At 47.2% G+C, this 20,960-nt stretch carries 21 protein-coding genes; 6 read left to right on the forward strand and 15 right to left on the reverse strand.

Translation table 11 applies throughout. The annotated features are described in order from the left end of the window. Positions 1-170: 170 nt before the first annotated feature. The 6 genes from SOI44_RS08680 to SOI44_RS08705 form a co-directional block, all read right to left on the reverse strand. Positions 171-800, reverse strand: a complete 630-nt coding sequence (locus tag SOI44_RS08680; protein ID WP_331348818.1) for a Jag family protein — start codon at positions 798-800, stop codon at positions 171-173. After that, positions 797-1,693, reverse strand: coding sequence for a YidC/Oxa1 family membrane protein insertase (locus tag SOI44_RS08685; RefSeq protein ID WP_331348819.1), 897 nt, complete (start codon positions 1,691-1,693; stop codon positions 797-799). Before SOI44_RS08685 ends, SOI44_RS08680 begins: the two co-directional genes overlap by 4 nt. A gap of 17 nt (positions 1,694-1,710) precedes the next feature. Continuing rightward, positions 1,711-2,043, reverse strand: coding sequence for a ribonuclease P protein component (gene rnpA / locus SOI44_RS08690; RefSeq protein WP_331348820.1), 333 nt, complete (start codon positions 2,041-2,043; stop codon positions 1,711-1,713). 34 nt (positions 2,044-2,077) lie between these two features. Next, positions 2,078-2,212 carry a 50S ribosomal protein L34 gene (rpmH, locus tag SOI44_RS08695; RefSeq protein WP_108774610.1) on the reverse strand — a complete coding sequence of 45 codons (135 nt, stop codon included), beginning with the start codon at positions 2,210-2,212 and terminating at the stop codon, positions 2,078-2,080. A 93-nt stretch (positions 2,213-2,305) separates the two neighbouring features. Continuing rightward, positions 2,306-2,845 (reverse strand): low molecular weight protein-tyrosine-phosphatase, encoded by a 540-nt coding sequence (locus SOI44_RS08700; protein ID WP_331348821.1) that lies wholly within the window; start codon positions 2,843-2,845, stop codon positions 2,306-2,308. A gap of 63 nt (positions 2,846-2,908) precedes the next feature. Continuing rightward, the gene (locus tag SOI44_RS08705; RefSeq protein WP_331348822.1) at positions 2,909-3,688 is read right to left on the reverse strand and encodes a M15 family metallopeptidase; all 780 of its coding nucleotides are present in this window, start codon (positions 3,686-3,688) and stop codon (positions 2,909-2,911) included. 229 nt (positions 3,689-3,917) lie between these two features. On the opposite strand from SOI44_RS08705, the gene SOI44_RS08710 reads away from it, so the two are divergent. Next, positions 3,918-4,871 carry a hypothetical protein gene (locus SOI44_RS08710; protein WP_331348823.1) on the forward strand — a complete coding sequence of 318 codons (954 nt, stop codon included), beginning with the start codon at positions 3,918-3,920 and terminating at the stop codon, positions 4,869-4,871. Next, positions 4,868-5,449, forward strand: coding sequence for an aminoacyl-tRNA hydrolase (gene pth, locus SOI44_RS08715; RefSeq protein ID WP_331348824.1), 582 nt, complete (start codon positions 4,868-4,870; stop codon positions 5,447-5,449). The genes SOI44_RS08710 and pth overlap by 4 nt, the downstream gene beginning before the upstream one ends. Positions 5,450-5,578: 129 nt before the next feature. Here the strand turns inward: pth and SOI44_RS08720 are convergent, their stop codons facing one another. Beyond that, positions 5,579-7,444, reverse strand: coding sequence for an IS1634 family transposase (locus SOI44_RS08720; RefSeq protein ID WP_331348825.1), 1,866 nt, complete (start codon positions 7,442-7,444; stop codon positions 5,579-5,581). 398 nt (positions 7,445-7,842) lie between these two features. Between SOI44_RS08720 and mfd the strand changes: the two genes are divergently transcribed. The 3 genes from mfd to SOI44_RS08735 are packed head-to-tail and all read left to right on the forward strand — an operon-like array spanning position 7,843 to position 11,834. Beyond that, complete coding sequence (gene mfd / locus SOI44_RS08725; protein WP_331348826.1) at positions 7,843-11,208, forward strand: transcription-repair coupling factor; 3,366 nt, start codon at positions 7,843-7,845, stop codon at positions 11,206-11,208. Continuing rightward, positions 11,205-11,477: an RNA-binding S4 domain-containing protein gene (locus tag SOI44_RS08730; RefSeq protein WP_331348827.1), complete on the forward strand. Its 273-nt coding sequence runs from the start codon at positions 11,205-11,207 to the stop codon at positions 11,475-11,477. The genes mfd and SOI44_RS08730 overlap by 4 nt, the downstream gene beginning before the upstream one ends. 33 nt (positions 11,478-11,510) lie before the next feature. Then, positions 11,511-11,834 (forward strand): FtsB family cell division protein, encoded by a 324-nt coding sequence (locus SOI44_RS08735; protein ID WP_331348828.1) that lies wholly within the window; start codon positions 11,511-11,513, stop codon positions 11,832-11,834. Between the two features lie 40 nt (positions 11,835-11,874). Here SOI44_RS08735 and SOI44_RS08740 read toward each other — a convergent pair whose 3' ends face one another. Both SOI44_RS08740 and SOI44_RS08745 read right to left on the reverse strand, forming a co-directional pair. Then, positions 11,875-12,147, reverse strand: a complete 273-nt coding sequence (locus SOI44_RS08740; RefSeq protein WP_331348829.1) for a hypothetical protein — start codon at positions 12,145-12,147, stop codon at positions 11,875-11,877. Between the two features lie 80 nt (positions 12,148-12,227). Further along, positions 12,228-13,748, reverse strand: a complete 1,521-nt coding sequence (locus SOI44_RS08745; RefSeq protein WP_331348830.1) for a bifunctional metallophosphatase/5'-nucleotidase — start codon at positions 13,746-13,748, stop codon at positions 12,228-12,230. A 76-nt stretch (positions 13,749-13,824) separates the two neighbouring features. On the opposite strand from SOI44_RS08745, the gene SOI44_RS08750 reads away from it, so the two are divergent. Further along, the gene (locus SOI44_RS08750; protein WP_331348831.1) at positions 13,825-14,595 is read left to right on the forward strand and encodes a tyrosine-protein phosphatase; all 771 of its coding nucleotides are present in this window, start codon (positions 13,825-13,827) and stop codon (positions 14,593-14,595) included. A 51-nt stretch (positions 14,596-14,646) separates the two neighbouring features. Here SOI44_RS08750 and SOI44_RS08755 read toward each other — a convergent pair whose 3' ends face one another. The 6 genes from SOI44_RS08755 to SOI44_RS08780 all read right to left on the reverse strand — a co-directional run bounded on the left by SOI44_RS08755 (position 14,647) and on the right by SOI44_RS08780 (position 20,747). After that, a complete protein-coding gene (locus tag SOI44_RS08755; protein ID WP_331348832.1) occupies positions 14,647-15,729 on the reverse strand; it encodes an alpha/beta hydrolase in 1,083 nt (360 codons plus the stop codon). Positions 15,730-15,779: 50 nt separating this feature from the next. Further along, positions 15,780-16,946, reverse strand: a complete 1,167-nt coding sequence (locus SOI44_RS08760) for an alpha/beta hydrolase (protein WP_331348833.1) — start codon at positions 16,944-16,946, stop codon at positions 15,780-15,782. Positions 16,947-17,000: 54 nt separating this feature from the next. Next, complete coding sequence (gene phnE, locus SOI44_RS08765; protein ID WP_331348834.1) at positions 17,001-17,825, reverse strand: phosphonate ABC transporter, permease protein PhnE; 825 nt, start codon at positions 17,823-17,825, stop codon at positions 17,001-17,003. A gap of 12 nt (positions 17,826-17,837) precedes the next feature. Next, positions 17,838-18,686 (reverse strand): phosphonate ABC transporter, permease protein PhnE, encoded by an 849-nt coding sequence (gene phnE, locus SOI44_RS08770; protein WP_331348835.1) that lies wholly within the window; start codon positions 18,684-18,686, stop codon positions 17,838-17,840. Then, positions 18,683-19,459: a phosphonate ABC transporter ATP-binding protein gene (gene phnC / locus SOI44_RS08775; protein ID WP_331348836.1), complete on the reverse strand. Its 777-nt coding sequence runs from the start codon at positions 19,457-19,459 to the stop codon at positions 18,683-18,685. The genes phnE (SOI44_RS08770) and phnC overlap by 4 nt, the downstream gene beginning before the upstream one ends. A gap of 199 nt (positions 19,460-19,658) precedes the next feature. Continuing rightward, positions 19,659-20,747, reverse strand: coding sequence for a phosphate/phosphite/phosphonate ABC transporter substrate-binding protein (locus SOI44_RS08780; RefSeq protein ID WP_331348837.1), 1,089 nt, complete (start codon positions 20,745-20,747; stop codon positions 19,659-19,661). Between the last annotated feature and the right edge of the window lie 213 nt (positions 20,748-20,960).

Here is a 20,960-nt window from a genome sequence, read left to right on the forward strand (position 1 = left end):
AAAGAGGCAGAAAGAGATCCTGAGTGTGTATGGCATCAGCGAACAGAGCTATGCCCGCGAGATCAAAAAGATCTGTCAGAGAATCAGGTGATTTTCTCAGTTAGTTATAAAATCCATGAAGTTAACGTTTCATCATAGCCGAAAAAAAGAGATATCGTTCAGGATATCTCTCATTCAGCTTCAGAATTTTCTGCAGGTTCATCTGCGTCCGGTACATAGCGGATGCAGACATGGCGGCCGGCGCCTTCGCCTTCCGACTCAGTGCGCAGGTTATGCCATTCATTGAGCTGCTGGTGAACGACCTTGCGTTCATCATTCGGCATCGGATCCATCTCCACATCGACATGGGACTTCTGGACCTGGCGGCCAAGTTTCTTGGCAAGGAAGCGCAGCTTGGCATAGCGGTCTTCCTTGTAGTGGTTGACATCGATCAGCACGTTGATTCTGCTCTTGAAGGCAGCGTTGACAGCACTGCGGACAACCGTATTGAAGGCAGACAGTGTTTTGCCGTTGTGGCCGATCAGAACGGCATTGTTATCAGCGTTGAGGTTGACGATGAAGCCGTTGTCTGTTTCTTCGATAGCAACTTCGATATCTTCATCAATACCGGTGAAATAGTCGCCCAGGTAATCAAAGATGAACTCTTTGACATCTTCCATCGTATAGACATCGGCACTGACCGTACCCTCTTCCTTGTTGTCACTGGTAATGACGTATTTGAGATCCTGGCTGGAAACACCGTTTTCTGCTGCAGCTGTTTCCAGAATTTCTGCAATGGAACTGCCGGTATAGTTTTTCATGCTTTCCTCTTTTCTGCCTGCTTGTGGTCAATGTATTTCTGTACAATGATTGTCTTTACAATAGTAACGCAGGAGTTGATTGTCCAGTAAACGGTCATGGCAGTCGGCCACATCAGACCGAAGATCAGGATCATGGCCATCATGTAGATCTGCATGAGTTTCTGCTGGCTGCCGTTTGTTTCCTCCGGCTTGCGGTGCTGCTTGGCAGCGGCTGCTTCTGCCTTCTTTTTAGCGAAGTGCATCGGCAGATACATGGAGACAAACTGTGTCAGTCCCATCAGGGCAAAGATCAGCAGATACAGCCACTGGCCTTCTTTCATACCAGCCAGCGGTGTGGTTTTCAGGTTGAGACCGAGGAAGGAACCATTGGCAACGGCAGATGCTCTCTGCACTGCCATATACATTGCCATCAAAATTGGCAGCTGCAGGAACTGTCCGACCATGGTTCCCATCGGATGAATATCATGCTTGGCATACAGCTGCTGCATTTCCATAGCCATCTTCTGCTTGGAGGCAGGATCATCACGGCCTTCATACTTTCTCTGCAGTTTTTCCAGTTCCGGCTGGATCAGCTGCATTTCCTGGGAGCCGACGGTTCCCTTGATGGTGGCAGCGGCCAGAATGCCGTTGACGATGACGGTGATGACGGTGATGGCAAGGCCAACGCCCATCTTTGGCGTCATGTAGTTGATGGCCTGGGCCAGCGGCCATACGAAGATGGCACTGAACCAGTTTTCATCACTCATGACCTGTTTGAATGTTGTTGTGGTGTCGATCAGAATGATATTGCCGGAGCTGTCGCGCGGAACAGTACATCCCGTGAGCGTTGCGGCGATTCCCACAAAGAGAAGCACTGTGAGAATTTTCTTTGTACGCGGCTTAATTTTCATCATTTTCTCCTATTTGTAAACTACTTTATTGTAGCGTCAGTAAGTAGTTTTTCCAATATGTTTTTGTTGTCGGCATAGCTGTGATCCCGATAGGAAAACCGCAGAATAATCACCCCATCAAGAGGGTACTCCTGGAAGTTTATCAGATCCTGGCACATCATCCTCACCTGCCGTTTATACAGATTGCGGTCAACGGCATGGCCAATCTTCTTTGGCAGCGAAATTCCAATCCGGGCTTCTTCTTCCTTCTTCGGCACAAAATAAAAGATATACGCAGGAGATACCTTCTTCCTGCCGGTATGAATGATCTTCTGAAACTCCTCTGCTTTTCTGACTCTGTTCTTCTTCTTCATGATGAATAAAAAAACCACCCCGCGGTGGTTGATTTCAGGCGGAAAGTACCTTTCTGCCCTTTGCACGGCGTCTTGCTAATACCTTACGACCGCCTACTGTAGCCATACGTGCTCTGAAGCCATGAGTCGCCTTGTTTTTTCTTTTGCTAGGCTGGTATGTTCTCTTCATTCATGCCACCTCCTGTTTTTTACATGTTTAGAACAAACGCTTTTATATAATAATAGTGAGGTTTGTCAATGTCAATTTGATGTGTTTGAAAATTTACGCAAATTCAGCTGCGCAACAGGAGGAACACTTCCAGCGTTCTGATGCATGAATCAGATTCAAAAGTTTTCTGTATGCAATGTCTTTTTTGATCCAGGCAAAAAGTCCCTTACATCCATCCTCCAGCTCATCCGTACATTTCTGGAATTGTCTTGTATACCATGGATCATCGATCTTTTGATCAGGTGTATCTGTATATTCCATCAGGTAATGAATCTTATGAGCAGGATCCTCTTTGAGAATCTGTTTCATCAGAAAGATGTTTTCTTCATCCATGCCAATGAGCAGATCATATTTTTCATAGTCTTCCCTTTTGAGCTGCCTTGCCCTGTGGCTGCCAATGGGAATGCCGTTTTTCTGCAGTACTGCTTTCATAGGCGGATAGATTGGATTGCCGGTTTCTTCTGTGGATGTGGCAGCGGAATCGATGTAAAAATCATCACTGCACCCGGCTTTGTTTACAAGATCCTGCATGATGTACTGGGCACCGACGGAACGGCAGATGTTGCCATGGCAGACAAATAGAATTCTGATCATATTTACTCCTTAGACTTGGGCGGGGTGAAACTGCTAAAGAAAAACAGCCCCGCGGCTGTTTTGTTAATTGCTGGAACTGAAGTACTCCTCCATCGTCTCATCCGGAGAGATGGCATACATGGCATTGGCAGTATCGGTGCCGACATAGCGGTAATGCCAAGGCATGAAGTTGTACTTGGTAATGGATTCCTTGCCCTTTGGATAGCGCAGGATGAAGCCGTATTCATGGGCATGTTCATAGAGCCACTTGCCGGCATCCGTATCGGCGAAGGCTTCGGTCTGGCTTGTTGTATTGACATCATCGGTCAGATCCACGGCAAGACCGAGCTGATGTTCGGAATATCCTGCCTTTTCACATGCTGTGATGGCCTTGGCTTCTGTCAGCAGCTGCACCTGGCTGGAATACAGCTTGTCCTGATCATCATAGCTGCGGTATCCAGAAGATACATACAGTGTGATGCCGGCATCGGATGCGGCCTTGACCATGGCTTCCAGCTGGGTGGCAGCTTCTGCACGGATTTCAAAGACGCTGGAAGTACTTTGTACATTTTCCGGATCAGCAAGATCAGATGGTACATAGGTAGGATCCAGTGATGCAGTATCCTTGTTTAACAGATACGTGTAGCTGTTGATATCAGAGGCGGCTGCCGGCAGCGTGCTGGCTGCCGTAGAAGCAGCAGCCGTTGTTTTGGCATTTTTGGCAGTGATCTTCTGCTCATCATTGTTGCGGCGGTAATTCAGAATCAGGCCGATACCAAGGGCAGCAACAAGTATCACAATTACGATTGTAATGGTCAGCTTTGGATTAAAGCGGAATCCTTTTTTCTTTTTCTGCTCAGACATAAGGCACCTCGGGAACATCTGTTCCGCTAACATGGTAAAAGACATATGTTAAAATTGCAAATCTGATGGCATTTTCACAATGTCTGCTTTTAGCTATAATGTCAAAGACTGCAGGAAGTTTCTGCAAGAAAATGGAAGGCGGCATGGCCGCTGGATGAGGATAAAAAGGAGGCAGGCGTTTCCAGCTGCGTTGCGCAGATCCGCGCCGATGAAAGTTATGAAGAACGGAATGACATTTCTTCTGTATGCTTTGATGATCTATATGGTTGTCAGAATGGTGATCATGCAGAAAAGCAATAAGAGAATGGATAAGGTGATCAACGTTGTCCGGCTGCTGGACAAGGAGGATGACTTCTTCCAGGCTGTGGATACAGAGATCGAAGCCTCAACGACCCAGGAACAGAAAACAAAGTTTCAGATCTTGAAGCTCTGGGGCACTGCCTATCACAACCGTTATGAGGAAAAGGACTTTGACGGTCAGCTGTCTGCTATTGATCTTGAGACACTGAAACAGGAAACCAAGATGTCAGAAGATGATTCCTTCTTCTATTACTTCCTTGCAGTCCCGAACATTCTGCAGAAGGATGGTCAGCAGGCACGCATCAAGGCCATGTATGACCATCTGGGTAATGATCTTTCCTGGTATCAGAAACGTCTGGACTATCAGCTGTCCCTTGCCTGTTTGAAGTTCTACAACAAGGAAGATGATCTTGGCAGAGCCTTCTTTGAAAAGGTCATGGATGGCGATTATCAGGATATGGTGTATTCCAAGCAGCTGATCGGTCTGTACAAGCAGCTGACATCTGCCATGCTTGTGAAACTGTATGAAGACAGTGGTGAACAGGACAAGATGGATGAGATGATGTCTGTTGCTAAGGAATTCAATCAGACAAGAATCGGTGAGGCATGGCTGAAGAATATCGGTGTGCATATGGCCGATGATAAGAAAGATGAGTCTGAAACGGAAACAGATACGGATGAATCTGAGGATCAGAAAGACAGCAGTGAACCTGCCAATGATGAAACAGGCTCACAGGAAGTAAAAACAGAGGATGCTGCGGATAAGACAGAAGATAATACAGAATCACAGCCTGTAAAAGAGGAATCCGCCTCCAAAGATGCGGAGGATCTGATGGCGGATAACAGTGCATCTGGTACTTCCTTTACGGAGGAGAAGAAATGAAGCTGATTGCAGGGCTTGGCAATCCGGGTAAGGAGTATGAAAAGACCAGGCATAATTCGGGGTTTATGGCAATCGATCTGCTGGCTGACCGTCTGGATACCGGGATTGATGTCAAGAAGTTCAATGCTCTTGTGCAGACCGTCAGGATTGAAGGACAGAGTGTATTGTTGATGAAGCCATTGACCTATATGAATGAAAGCGGCAGTGCGGTTGCCCAGGCTGTCAGTTTCTATCACATTGATCCTGCTGATATTCTGATTCTCCATGATGACATGGATCTGCCCACTGGTTCTGTGCGGATCCGTGCTTCCGGATCTGCCGGCGGTCAGAAAGGCATGAAGTCAATCATCAATGCCCTGAAGACAGAAAAGATAGCCCGGGTAAGAATTGGTGTTGGCCATAGTGCAGCTGGTGAACATGATCTGGTGCCGGACTGGGTATTGTCACCGGTTCCCAAGGCAGAGCGTGATGTGTATGATGCGGCTTTGCTGGATGCATCAAAGGCAGCCTATGACTGGGTGTATCGTCCGTTTGATCAGGTGATGAACGATTACAACATCAAGGCAAAAGCAAAGTAAAAAGAGCTGGCAGCCATGCAATAAATATCCCATCTTTGACAGTTTGAAGAAAAGAAAGTGCTGGAAAATCCGATGAACACTGGATTTTCCGGCACTTTTTACGTTTTGAATTTTGTAGTATGTAGGGGCTTATCCGGACGTTTTCTTAAACTTTTTTCTGAGGAAACCGGCCTTGTATCTCTTCTTGTCTAATCCTGCACTGGTGTATTTCTCCAGCGCATCCAGAGTCTTACTTCCTTTATAGGTTGATAAGTAGTACATCCCATCGTCTGCGACATTCATGTTCTGCAGCGTGGCGATCAGATTCTTCGCTGTAACATGTGTGCCTCTGTCATCAAGGCTGCAGCTCAGCAGTCTGTATATAAGCAGGGCTGTATAGCACACAAGGAAATGCGCTTTGATTCTTCTCTGAGCACTGTGATATACAGGCCTTGATCCGAAGTTGGTCTTCATGACCCGGAAACAGTCTTCTATCATGTACCGCTTATGCATGATGTTCAGGATGTCTTTGACATCAGCTTCTGTCAGATTTGTCGCAACTGCATAGTAGCCATCATATTTTTCTTCTTCGTCAATTCTGGCCTGATCCAGATCATAGCTTATTTCTGCTTCTTTGCCATCTTTGTCTTTGGCAACACGCTTCAGGAAACGTCTGACATCATTGGGACCTTTCTTGATTTCCTCCGGATCCTTCAGCTTCATTATCTGCTTTGCACGCTCAATCTGTCTGTTTCTGACTGTGCGCTGGTATTCCATCATCTTTCTTGAAAAGGTGATGATTACAATCTGTTCCAGTGTTCCCTTGGCTTTGACTTTGCGGGATCCGCCATTCCTGAGCTGCTTGTATTCAACCAGGCCAAGATCAATTGCCTTGTCCGCTGGAATGACTTTGTATGCAGTGTCATTGTATAAAGCCAGATTGTCAGGATTGTGGCGGTCAAATTCCTTCATGAAGCTGATTGTCACAGGTTTGTCATTGGACAGAAGCCTGTAGTTTTGATCGCTGAAGACAACTTTCTTGATGTCTTCTGAAAGCTTCTTAACGGACTGCGTTACGATGAAGGATCTGCCTCCCATTGCATTGAACTGACGGATGTTATAGGAGCCAAGACCCGCATCTGCACAGTAGATGATGTTGGATTTCTCAAGTGCGGGCAGGATCTTCTTCTCCAGCGGAACAGCAGTAACCTGCTCACTTGTATTGCCTGAATGGAGACACATTGTGATCGGAATGCCTCGTTTATCCATAAGCAGTCCCATTTCCACAATTGGATTGGGACGGTGCTCTTTACTTACGCCATATTTTCGAAGCCCATAGGAAAGAAGTTCACCTGTGACTTCATCAAAAATGTCGTCATCATCCTGCTCTGTCTCGCAGTAGAAATTTGTGCAGTCATAGTAAACAACAGAAGAATCACGCGGGATTACATGATTACTGTTTTTATACAGCCATTCGAGATAAGCATCAGAGTTCTTCTCCAGAACATCCAGAAATCTCATGATGTGATGGTATTGGATGTCAGGCTGTTCAAAGTAAGTATCCAGGTGATCATAGGTGCCGTACTTTGAGCAGGGATCCAGAATCCGGCCGTAAGTCAGAAACCTGTTGATCTGGTCAAAGTCATATGTTGCCCGGCTGGCTGCAGCCTGCATGTTGAAAAACTCCTTCAGCCGCAGCTGATTGTAAATGTACTGAAGGTAATAGTAGCCAATGTTCCTGAGGGATGAACGGGAAGCTTCATCAGAAGTCTCATCCACTTTTTCATTAAGATCAACAGAGATCTGAACAGTCTCTTTACCCTGTCTGGCATCTTCATTCATTTTGGCAATCTTCTGTTTGCAGTAAGCCACAGGATCATCCGTGATCTTGAGAAGCTCAGAATGCTTGCCAAGCTTCATCACGTTTTTCGTGGTGGATTTGCCATCTGTAGTGCGGAAACCCATCTGGGCATAGTAGGTTGGGTCTTTCAACCGCTTATCAAAGTAAAGTTTCATGCCTGCATACCTTCTACAGGACTATTGTACCATAAAAACATACAACACATACAACATTAAAATACAAGAAATTTGACAAAAATAAGCAAAGAAAAAGCCGACATCAAGCGGTTTTCAGAAAATTCGATTGGAGGCAAACTGTCAAAGTCCCGCTTTGCTGGATGCATCAAAGGCAGCCTATGACTGGGTGTATCGTCCGTTTGATCAGGTGATGAACGATTACAACATCAAGGCAAAAGCAAAGTAAAAAGAGCTGGCAGCCATGCAATAAATATGCACGGCTGCTTTTGTGATGCTAGAATAACTTGGCTTAAGAAAGGAGCAGGTTTATCAGCGGAACATATACAGGAATGCCGGCATGGCTGTCTGCTTGTCTGCAGGACAATGCAGAAGTAAAGATGTTACAGGAGAACAGGGGTCCATTGCCTCTGTCTTCTCTGATGCAGGAAGCACTTGTCATCAGTGCATCTTATTTACAAAGGCCCCGTCCCATTCTGGTTGTCAAAAAGAATCTGTATCAGGCACAGCGTCTGTTCGAGAGGATTTCATCCCTCCTCTCAGAAGATGAATGCGCCCTTTTTGGCGCGGATGAATCGCTGCGTATGGAAGCACTGGCTTCTTCTTTGGAAATTACTGCCGGCAAAGTTGATGCCCTTTCCTCTCTATTAGAGAAACCTGCTCAGGTCGTCATCACATGTCCTTCCGGCTATCTGCGCAATCTGCCCTTCTCGGCTGACTTTGCGGATGCCTGCATGATCCTGAAGATAAATGATGTCGTCAGTATGGATGATCTCAAGCGGAAACTGCGGGCTGGTGGATATAGTGAGACAGCCCACATCGATCAGCCTTTAAGCTTTGCCTGCCGCGGCGGCATCGTTGATGTCTTTTCGATTAATAATCCTCAGCCTGTCCGCATTGAATTCTTTGACAATGAGATCGACTCCATCCGTTTCTTTGATCCCTCTACCCAGAAGACCGTAGAGACCATTGATCAGGTAAGGATTGTGCCGGCATCGGATGTTTTGTTCAATGAGAAACAGCTTTCTGAGATCCGCACAAAGGCAGAAAAAGTATTAGCGGAAAAGAATGATGCCCTGCTGTCTGGTGAGATTGAAAGTGATCTGGATGCATTGGACAATCATATCCGTGAGCCAAGGATGTACCGGTATACTGCTCTGCTGGACAAAACGGCAAGTCTTGCAGATTACATGGACCATCCGCTGATTCTGTACTCTGATCAGGATGCTGTATTCGATAATGCAAAGCATCTGATGGAAGAGACAGCTGTCTATCTGCAGGAAATGGTATCGGAAGGCAAAGCGCTGCCCTTTTATACGATGTACCATGATATCCACCGGGTGGCATCGGAATGTACAAAGCTGCAGGAAGATCCCCTGGCTTCCAATATTTCCAACATTCAGGAAGTGCATGTGCCCAATGAGCCGCTGGATATCAAGTTAAAGCTGATTGATGTGCCTGGTAAGAATGTTATTGTCCTGAATAAACGGGAACAGGATACCGTCAAGGATACATTGAAGCAGCTGAAGATCCGCTATCATGATCTGAAAGATGAGGATGAGATTCCGGATGGAATTTCGTTCTATACAGGTGAGTATCCGGAAGGTTTCCTGTTAAAGGATGATGGTGTGGCTGTCTATACCTCGAATGAATTGTTTGAGGTGCGCCATCATCACAGCCGGTATGAAAAGAAGTTTTCTTCTGCCCAGGTGATTTCCGGCTATGATGAGCTCAATCCGGGTGATTATGTTGTGCATGCTCAGTATGGTGTAGGACAGTATGTCGGTATTGAGAATCGTACGATTCAGGGTGTTCGTAAAGATTTCCTGAAGATTGTGTACCGCGGGGATGCGGAGCTGCTTGTGCCATTGGAGCAGTTCAAGCTGGTGCGCAAGTTTGTTTCGCGTGAGGGTGTTGTGCCTCGTTTAAACAAGCTTGGCAGTGGTGAATGGGAGAAAACACGGGCGAAGCTGCAGGAGAATGTCAATCATATCGCAGATCGTCTGATTGAACTGTATGCCAATCGTGAGCAGCATATCGGCCATGCTTTTTCACCTGATAATGAGATGACCAGGAAGTTTGAAAACAGCTTTCCATATGAGCTGACACCGGATCAGGAAAAGGCAGTTGAAGATGTCAAGCGGGATATGGAAAGTGATAAGCCGATGGATCGTCTTGTGTGTGGGGATGTTGGCTTTGGCAAGACGGAAGTGGCTGTGCGGGCATCATTTAAGGCAGTGTCGGATGGCTATCAGACAGCGGTGCTTTGTCCGACAACCATCCTGGCTGAGCAGCATCTTCACACCTTCCAGAAGCGCTATGAGGGCTATCCTGTCACGATCCGGGTGCTGGACCGTTTCCAGTCAGCGCAGGATGTGAAGAATACATTGGAAGGACTGCGCAAGGGTACGGTTGACATTGTCATTGGGACACACCGCCTTTTGTCTAAAGATGTGCAGTTCAAACAGCTTGGTTTGCTTGTGGTGGATGAGGAACAGCGCTTTGGCGTGGAGCACAAAGAGAAAATCAAGGAAATGAAGAATGGCATTGATGTGCTGACTTTGAGTGCCACGCCTATTCCAAGAACGCTGCAGATGTCATTGATCGGCATCCGTTCTTTGTCACAGCTGGAGACGCCGCCCCGCAATCGTTACAGTGTTCAGACATATGTGGCAGAGAAGAACCAGGGTCTGATTGTGGAGGCCATTGAGAAGGAGCTGGCAAGACATGGCCAGGTGTACTATCTCTATAACAATATCCAGCAGATTTACAATGTGGCCAGGACCCTGCGGCATCTGTTGCCAGAGGCACGGATCGGCATTGTGCATGGTCAGATGGACCGTGAGGATATTGAGGATGCCATGATGCGCTTTACCAATCATGAAGTGGATGTGATGGTATGTACGACGATTGTGGAAAATGGCATTGATATTCCTAATGCCAATACAATCATCATCGACAATGCCCAGGATTTCGGCCTGGCACAGATGTATCAGATCAAAGGCAGAGTGGGACGGTCTGATCGGGAGGCTTATGCCTATCTGCTGGTGCCGCCCAGAAAGCAGTTATCTGAGGTGGCTGCCAAAAGATTACAGGCGGTGCGTGAGTTTGCGACCATGGGATCTGGCTATAAGATTGCCATGCGGGATCTGACGATCCGAGGTGCCGGTGATCTATTGGGACCGCATCAGTCTGGGTTTATTGATACCGTAGGTATCGATATGTACATCGAGATGCTGGAGGAAGCGATTCAGAAGAAGACGCATCCAGAGCAGACAGAAAAGAAACCTGTTGTGGAAAAGCATGCGAATGTATCGGTATCCGGGTATATCCCCAAAAACTTCTCTGCCAATGATTATGACAAGCTGGATCTGTATCATCAGATTGAAAATATCAAAACAAAACAAGAATTGGATGCGTATGCGGACGGGATTGTGGACCAGTATGGAAAGCTGCCAAAGGCTGTGCAGACATTATTCTTGAAGAAGAAGCTGGATCTTTTGTTGAATGAGCCGTATGTGCAGAGTTACCGGGAAGTGAATGGACAGCCGCAGATTACGTTCTCTACTCTGTTTTCTTCACAGGTGGATGGCGTGAAGCTGTTTGAGATCTTCTCGAATATTTCCAAGGATATCCGTATCCGGTATACGAATAATACGATTATTGCAACGCTGCCAAAGACCAAGGATGTGCTGGACATGTCCATTCAGGTGATGGAGTTGGCGTGGGAGGCAAGGAAGAAATGAGAATAGATAAGTATTTAAAGGCTTCCAGGATTATGAAAAGAAGGACGATTGCCAATGAGCTGGCAGCCAATCAGCGGGTGGAGATCAATGGCAGAGCGGTCAAGCCTTCGCATGAGGTAAAGGTTGGCGATGTGGTGGCTGTGACCTTTGGATCCAGAAGACTGGAGGTCAGGGTATTGTCTGTTGAGGAAGCGAAAAAGAAGAAGGATGCATCTTCGATGTATGAAATCATCGGGGAATCACGGGTAAGCAGTCCTGAAGAGCATTGAAGGAATGTTCTCCAAGTGGTATAAATCAGATATATGGCAGAGATCAGAAAGAGAAAAAAGAACAAGGCAAAGAAGCTGTCACCGCTGATGAAGCTGTTCTGTGTGGCAGTGATCTGTTTATCCGGCTGGCTGATGTTTTCGGTGGCGAAGGAAGTTGTGACGACGGTGAGGCTGCGCAGTCAGCTGTCGGATGCGGAAAGCAAATATGCCCAGGTAAAGGCAGAAAATGAGAAGCTGACCGATCAGAAACAGAAACTGCAGGATCCTGACTATGTGGAAAGCTATGCCAGATCCAATTACAATCTGTCCAAACAAGGTGAACAGATCTTCTATCTGCCTGAGGATACAAGCAAGTAATACAAAACAAAGACAGCGTGCTGAGGCACGCTGTTTTCTGTTACAGATTGTTTGCTTTCAGGACAGGCTCAATACTTTCTTCATAGATGCGGTTGAGCCTGATGCCGGTATCATTGATCTCTTCTTCATTCTGCAGTCCTTTGCGGACATAGAAGGAGCGGTAATCCAGCAGAAAATCATTCAGATTTTTCTCCGGTACATCAAAGAGAACGTCTTCTCCATTGTATACCGTCCTGACAATATACTTTGTCATGGTTTCCACAGTCTGTTTCAGAAACAGATAATCTTTGGCACTGACTTCAAATGAGACCATTCTCTTCACCCCTTTTCCACATTATAAGACAGAATTGCATCAAAAAAGCACAGATTGTGATGATCTGTGCTGCATCGTGTTTATAGTGTCACGGTGATGTTGTGCACCGGCTCAAACGAGATGACTTTGTGCTCCATGATGTACTTTGCCAGGATTTCGACCATGGATTCACTGTACTCGCGGACAATGGGAGCACGTTTTAACATATCATAGTTGCCCCCGCCGGCTGCCCGGTAATTATTGATGGCAAGGGTGAATTCATCATCATCCTGCACGGGTTTTCCATCTCTCATCAGATCAGAGATTCTTTCACCAGGGTCATTGGCTACATGAATGGTATAGGAAACACCATCGAGCATGTCATAGTTGTAGTGCTGCGGCTTTGGATAGTCATACAGCGGATTGACACCAATACTTCCCCCTGCTTTAAGCGTAAAGAACTCGGCATCCTTTTCCAGATATTCCTTCAATACTTTGCCAGTGACTTTCTTGACAACGATGGTATTGGGAAAGACGTATGTACTGACAAGGTCGCGCATGGTGATGTTCTTGTTAAAGCCTTTTGCGTGCAGGAACAAGGCATTGGCAGCCAGATCGGCACCGGTGAAGTCCATCGTTACTTTGTTCAGGAAGGTAACAACCTGAGATTTGTGCAGGCGGGCATCATTTTCATCGGTGATGGTCAGATCCATGGTGGTTGTACCAAGTGGTGTATCCAGCCATTTCTGGCATTCATCTTCCTCTTTCTGCACGCGTTTGAGCATGTCTTCATCTGCCCTGGCATCGCAGTCAAGCAGATTGATTTCAATGTTATGGATTTCCGGGTAGATATCGATGCAGGCCAGCTGGGCACCATTGGCACTTGTCTGGGTGTAGTACGTATTGAACAGTTTGCCCTGCAGGCTGCGGTGCTGGTGGCCGGAGATCAGGATATCGATGCCGGCAACTTCCTTGATCATCTGGTAAGCCTGGTTTTCACCGGTGAGATCTTCGGTTGTTTCGCCTGTTTTCAGATCACGCTCAAATCCGCCATGGTACATGCATACAATGTAGTCCGGATTTTCCAGACGGCGGATGCAGTCAACCGTCTTGCGGGCTGCTTCAACAGCATCCAGGAAGCGGCTGTGGGCAATGTGGTCCTTCTTTTCCCAGTGCGGGATGTACTTGGTGGTTAAGCCAAACAGAGCAATGCGCACACCGTTGATTTCCCGCAGGACATAGGTTGGTCCATAGGGTTTGCCATGGAACAGCCAGTTGTTGGTGATGCAGGGTGCCTTGAGGTTCTGCAGGTGCATCATCAAAGCTTCCTCACCATAGTTGAAATCATGGTTGCCGACATTGACATAGTCATAGCCGATTTCATTCATGACAGTGGTAACGGGTGAGACATCATCGGGATGGTCGGTATAGTGATAGAACATCAGCGGTGAGCCTTCCAGGACATCGCCATTGTCAAGAATGAGGGTGTTTTCATCCTTGAGGGAATCAATCATGGTTTTGATGCGGCCAAAACCAATATTTGCATTCATGCCGTCAGCGTAGCTGTACGGAAAGATATAGCCATGGACATCAGATGTTGCCAGAATGCGGATTCGTTTCATAATTTATCTCCATCAGGCCTGTATTATAGCGCATCAACTGGCACAACAGACAGTTTTCGGTTATGCTTGTCATCGTATGAATGAAAAATGGTTATTTCGCAAAGAACTGAATTTCCGTGATCTTGGCGGTCTGCCCACCAGCAGCGGAAAAAGAGTAAAAGAAGGCTGTTTTTACCGCAGCAGCGGTCTGTATCTGCTCAATGAGAATGAAAAGAAACAGCTGGAGCAGATGGGGATCAAAGCAATCCTGGATCTGCGTACGAAAGAAGAGAGCAGAAGAAAGCCTGATCCGGAATTGAATGGCATTAAAATGTTACAGCACTCGGGTGTTGTGTCTAAAGGCGGTGAAGACATTGATTTCTCACCAAAGGGCATGGTGAAGACTGGCAGAGATGCAGCTGAACAGAAAGCGAAACTAACAGCCTACTATCAGGAAATGCCCTTTGGCAATCAGGCATTCAAAGTCATGTTTGATGAGATCAAGGCTGGCAATGTTCCCCTGCTGTTTCATTGTGCTACGGGCAAGGACCGTACCGGTGTAGCGGCGATGTTATTACTGTTTGCCCTTGGCTGTGATGATGAGATAGTGTTTCAGGACTATATCTTCTCCAATGAATGCCGCAAGTCCTTCATTGATGGCAGTATGAAAGGCCACAGAGAAAAGATTGCAAAAAATCCGGAACTGAAAGAACTGTTACAGATGAAGGATGGCGTATCAGAGAAGATCGGCAGAGATGTGATTGCCGAAATACACAGAAGATATCCTGATCTCAATGATTTCTTTGCAAAGGAATATGGACTTTCTCAACAGGATCTGCAGGATCTGAAAGACAGGTATACAGAATAAGAAAGTGCATGAAAAAAAGGGATGTGCCGCTCATATGAGTGGACATCCTTTTTAGTGATGATGACCGTGTTTGTGTCTGTTTTCTTTGAGATCTTTGCCATTCATGTGGTCACTTAACATAGTCAGGATGTTATACAGGCATCTTGCCCGGTTGTGCCAGTCATGGATTTCACCATCACAGACACCATACGTGACGTTGATGTTTGGTTTTCCAGGCAGACCGACATGGAAAAGATCGTCCTGTTTGAGCAGGCTTTCTACCATGGTATCCATCAATGGATAGGCTTCATCCTGCGAGCCTGTTGCCAGGTAGAGGTAAAAATCTTTGTCGGTATAGCCTTGTTCTGTGATCTTTTCTTTGAGATAGGATGCGCCCCAGTCGCCTGTTTCTGTGTTGACAAGGTTGGACCAGTAGATGGGTCCTGAGAAGTCGATGAAGCAGGAGAAGATGTCCATGCTGTCCATCATGCGGTAAAGGGTTGTAACACCACCCATGGAGAAGCCGCCGAAGGCTCTGTGAGTGCCGGATTCCTGCAGTCCTGTTTCATCAACAGAATCTGCATATGTGGAAAAAGCAGTCTCTACTGCAGGAATCAGATCATTGCGCAGTTCTTTGCCAAAGGGTTCCAGCAGGCTTGTGTCCATGTTATCCGTATCTTCATCCTGGTTGTTGTCATAGTATGTGGGACACACAACAATCATGGGCTCGATCATATGCTTTTCAATCATGTGGTCCAGCACATACTTCACTTCTCCAGGTTCATCTGGTGATCCTAACCACACATCAATATCACCACCATAGCCATGCATGAGATAGAGAATGTCATACTGTTTATCCGGTGTATAGCCATAGGGTGTATAGACAACAGCATACTTTGTTTCATCAGACATGTCTTTGTCATAGTTTTTTGTCTGATACTGGAAATACTGCAGTGTTCCGCTTTCTTTTATCGGCAGGAAGTATTCATTGGGAACATCGCGGAAATCCATCATAGTGTTCTTCACATCCTTCTGCCAGGTTGTGTAATCAGGTGTGATCGGTTCACCGACACTGTTTGTTTCTACAGGTGCAGTGCTGCCTGAAATGAAAAGTACTGGAATCAACAGCAGAATCAGAAGGATATGTTTCTTCATAGGAACGATTGTATACCAGAAAACCAGATAAGCGGTTTGTGAAAAAGCTGTTACTGTCCATCATTTTCGCTATCACTGTCTGTGACAGGATTCTGACTGTTTATCATACGTCCACTCATCACCGGCAGGATGTTATACAGGCATCTTGCACAGTTATGTCCGTCATGGAATTCGTCTTCCCCCACCCCATATGTAACATTGATGTCTGACTGGTCCGGATTTCCGAAATGAAAGAAATCTGACTGCCGTAACATGCTCTGCGCCATCATGTCCATTAATGGATATGCCTCATCCTTTGATCCGGTTGCCATGTAGAGATAGAAGTCTTTGTCTGTGAAACCTTGTTTGGATATCCTTTCTTTGAGATAAGATGCACCCCAGTCACCCTGCTGTGTGTTGACAAGGTTGGCCCAGTAGATGGGGCCGGAGAGGTTGATGAAGTTTGCAAAGAGGTCCATGCAGTCCATCATTCTATATAGCGTTGTGACACCGCCCATGGAGAAACCGCCGAAGATTCTATGATCTCTGGCTGCCTGCAGTCCCTGTTCATCGGTTGATTGTGCATAGGTAGAAAAAGTAGATTCTACGGCTGGCATCAGGTCATTTCGCAATTCCTGCCCGAAGGGTTCCAGCAGGTCTGTATCAATGTTGTCTGTCATCTCATTTTCGTTGTTGTCATAATAGGTAGCACAGACGACGATCATTGGTTCCATCAGCTGGTCCTGAATCATATGGTCCAGCATATTCTTCATTTCACTTGGCTCTTCGGGTGTGCCCAGCCATGAGTAAATATCACCCGTGTAGCCATGCATGAGATAGAGGATGTCATACGGCTCATCAGGTGAATAGCCATATGGTGTATACACAAGGGCAAGCTTTGTTTCCTCGTCCATGTCCTTGTCATAGTCTTTTGTCTGGTATGTGACATACTGCAGATCACCGGACTCTTCTGCTGGCAGAAAGTATTCTTCCGGAACATTATCCATATGTATCATGATGTTTTTAACATCTTCCTGCCATGTTTCATAGTCCGGGTTATAGGGCTCACCGACTTCGTTTGTATCATCGGATGGAATGGCAGCTGGTGTATTGGCGGGCAGACTGCCTGCGTTACCTGCAGGCGTACCGGCTGTTTCTGCAGCGGATATCATACCGGGTTCACTGCTGGATAACAGCAGTACCGGAATCAGGATCAGAATCAGTAATATATTTTTCATCGTCCATATTGTATGTCAAAAAGAAAAAAGCTGGCATTGCCAGCTTGATGAATCTTATTGTCTGCCTCTTGCCAGTCTTGCCCGGATCTTGGTGGAGCAGTATTCGATGATGAGTACAAGTACGATGAGGGCAAGCAGGAAGGATCCGACCATGCGCCATCTGCGTCCGGAGATGGCGATGACCAGGGAAGCACCGATACCGCCGGCACCGATGAGACCCAGTGTTGTGGCATCCTTGAGGTTGATATCGAAACGGTAGATAACCGTGGAGACAAAGGATGCGGACAGCTGGGGCAGAATGCCGCAGCGGATTTTCTGGAAGGTTGTGCAGCCTGCCGCATCCAGGGATTCCAGGATGCCGGTATCCAGATCTTCAATGGCTGTGATGTACATCTTCGAGATCATGCCAATGGAGCAGATGGACTGGGTGACAACACCACAGAAGGCTCCAGGTCCTGTGACTCTGATGAGCATCAGTGCCCATACCAGTGACGGGATGGTTCTGATCAGCAGGATCAGCAGACGGAAGATGGCTGCGATGGGCTTTGGTACGATGTTATTTGAAGCGAGGAATGAAATCGGAATAGACAGGATACCGCCAAACAGTGTTCCCAGAATGGCAATGGCGATGGTCTGTGCGGTCAGGTACAGAACACCATCGTGGCTCATGTCTGTTAATAAGGACCAGTCGGGATGGGTCAGACCATAGACGGTACCTTTGGCAATATCAGCACCGGATTCAACGACACCGGTGAAATGGATGCCGGATTTAGACCAGACAACCAGGGCCAGCAGAATGAGGAAGACAATCAGTCTTGCCACAAAGTGGCGGGGACGGTTGTCGTATACTTCTTCAACTGTAAGTTTCTTTTCAGACATTGGGGAACCTCCTCAGGACAGTTTCTCTCTGACCCAGTCATTGAAGAAGTCAATGAAGACGACGACAACAAACAGGGACAGCAGGACCATGCCAAGTCCTCTGTAATCACGCCAGCCGACGCGTTCCGAGATGAGTAAGCCAAGGCCGCCGGCACCGACGTAGCCGAGGATACTGGAGGCACGGACGTTCATTTCGAAGCAGTACAGGGAGTGGGAAATATAGGTTGGCAGGATCTGGGGCATGCAGGCGGCCCAGAAGGCTTCCAGTGTTGTAGCACCGAAGGATGTCATGGCTTCAAATGGCTTCATGTCAATGGTTTCGATGGACTCATAGAGCATCTTGGCAACGACACCGATCGTGAAGATCGTGATGGCCAGGAAGCCGGCATAGGTGCCCATGCCATACATCAGGGCAAAGATGTTTGCGATGATGAGGGTAGGAACGGAACGGGTAATGGCCAGGATGAAACGCAGGATGGAAACAACGACTTTGTTGTGGCAGATGTTGCTGGAAGCAAAGATGGCCAGCGGCAGTGCAATCAGACAGCCAAGCACTGTACCAAGCAGTGACATCTGGATGGTATCCAGCAATGGCTTGACGACTTTCGGGAAGTAGGAGAAGTCAGGCTGGAAGATCTGGCTCATGATGACGCCGAGTTCATGGCCGCGCTGGATCAGAATGCCGAAATCAAAGTCAGTGACATCGAGAGAGATGATAACCACAACCAGCAGAGCCAACAGGATCAGCGGTGTCCTTGAGCGTGGTCTGTCAACTGTGTGGCCGTTTTCAAGGGTAATGTGTTCCGGCTTGAAGATACGGTCAAACAGCGGTGGTTTCTTTTCGATTGCTTTCTCACTCATGCGGCTTTCACCTGAGGATCTGTGGACTTCGGTACGGCCTTGCCGTTGTATACCTGATCAAGTACGTCCTTTGTTACCTTGTCAGCCGGGCCGTCATAGACAACATGGCCGGCACGGATACCGATGACTCTGGTGGCATACTTCAATGCGAGGTCAACGTGATGGATGTTGAGCAGGATGGTGATGTTCATATCCTTGTTGATCTTGGCAAAGTCGCTCATGACGACATCGGCCATGATCGGATCCAATGATGCGACCGGCTCATCGGCCAGAATGATGGACGGGTTCTGGTTCAGTGTTCTTGCCAGGGCAACACGCTGCATCTGGCCGCCGGACAGCTCATCACATCTGCTGTAGGCCTTGTCGAGAATGTTAACCTTATCCAGTGCTTCCAGAGCCTTGATCTTCTGGTCTTTGGAATACATTGAGAACAGTACTTTGTACCAGGGCATATCCGGTACATTCGCCGTCAGGACGTTATTGATAACGGTAGCACGGGAGATCAGGTTGAAGGACTGGAAGATCATGCCAACCTTTCTTCTGTACCGACGCAGTGCCTTGCCTTTGAGCGTCATGACATCTGTGCCATCGACAATCAGCTGTCCGTCGGTGATATCGATCATGCGGTTGATCGTGCGGATCAATGTGGATTTGCCGGCACCGGACAGACCGATGATGGCGACGAACTCACCCTGTTCAATCTTCAGATTGACATGCTGAAGACCTTTTGTGCCATTTGGATACGTCTTGGAAACATCATTGAATTCAATCATTTATATGTATTCTCCAATTTTCATTTGAAACAACACAATTATATAAGAAAGCATTTTGTACGCAATAAAAACCGGCAGGAAATACGGTATGCATAGCTTGCATTGCGTAAGATTCAACAGATCTTTTACGGGAATGGTATAAAATAAGGATATAAAAAAACATGCATGACACTGCATGCATGTTTTAATGAGATTTTACTCAGTTGCCGGAAACTTCCTTCAGACCTTCACGGATGGAGTCATAGTCAGAATCGTTGGCTTTCTCATAACCTGTATGAGAGTAGACAGCGAAGATCTTCTTGCCTTCATCAGTGCCGGCAATTTCGATCATAGCATCCTGGAATGCAGAGATGAAGTCGTCGTTGTAGATGTCCGGGTTAGCCTTTGTGACAGCAACGGTATCGTTGTAGATCTTGTCAGTAACACCGATAACACTCATTTCGTTCCAGATGGAATCGGATCTGCCGAAGCCCTGGATACCTGTGGAATCCTGCTCTGTTGTCGGAGTTGTCCATGCCTGCTCATAGTCCATACGGCCATCAGCGTAGCAGAGTACAACGTCAACGGAACCTGCAGCAGCCTCTGCAAAGGCTGTCGGATAGTTTGTCTGGGTTGTGTTGGAGAGGTCAGAGATCTTCTTGCCATCGTAGTTCTGCATCAGCCACAGAGACGGGAAGATGTAACCGGAAGAAGATGTTGTGGACGCAACTGCCCAGCTTGCACTGTTCAGATCATCCCATGTCAGCTTCTGGCCGGCAGCGACCTTGGCAGCCAGCTCCTTGCCCTTCTCGGACGGACCAGCATAGATCAGGCCTCTGTAGTAAGTAACAGGCTGACCGGAAACACGTGTTGTCTTGTTGGCATCACCGTTCCATGTGGTCGGATCAGTGGAGTCGTTGGACAGTGCATCACGTGTAGCAGTGAGAACAACCTGTGTCTCATCGGAATACTGTGCATAGGTACCTGCCGGCAGCCATGCAATGTCAACAGAACCGGAAGCCAGAGCCTCGCCTGTGACGTTGTAGTCAGAACCAGCACCAACGGTGATATCAATCTTGCCGATGTTGTAGCCCTTTTCCTTCATGGCGTCGATCAGAAGCTGCGGCAGATCTGTTGTCTGCTTCAGAATTGTCTCGGCATCACGAGAAGGAACAAACTGCATCTTGATCTCATCGATGTCCTTGGATCCGGATGCAGCTGTGGAAGAAGCAGCTGCGGCACTGCCTCCGCCGCAGCCAGCCAGCATGGCAGCGGCCAGAAGTGAAACGGTAACCTTTTTAATGTTCATAATTCCTCCCTTTGAATTGAACATGAGAATGATAGCACATGGAAAGTTTTCGAAGAATAAATTTTGGGTAAAGAATGCGGCAGATAGTTACTGTTCACGGCTTAGCCAATGCGGGTATTTTGAAAAGACTGCCGATTTCTGCCGGCAGTCTTTTATCTCACACGAAAAATCATTGAGTCACGCGATACTGCGCTCAAAGATTTCACATACTTT

The sequence above is a fragment of the Lactimicrobium sp. genome (genome assembly GCF_036453465.1).
Classification (GTDB): domain Bacteria; phylum Bacillota_I; class Bacilli_A; order Erysipelotrichales; family Erysipelotrichaceae; genus Bulleidia.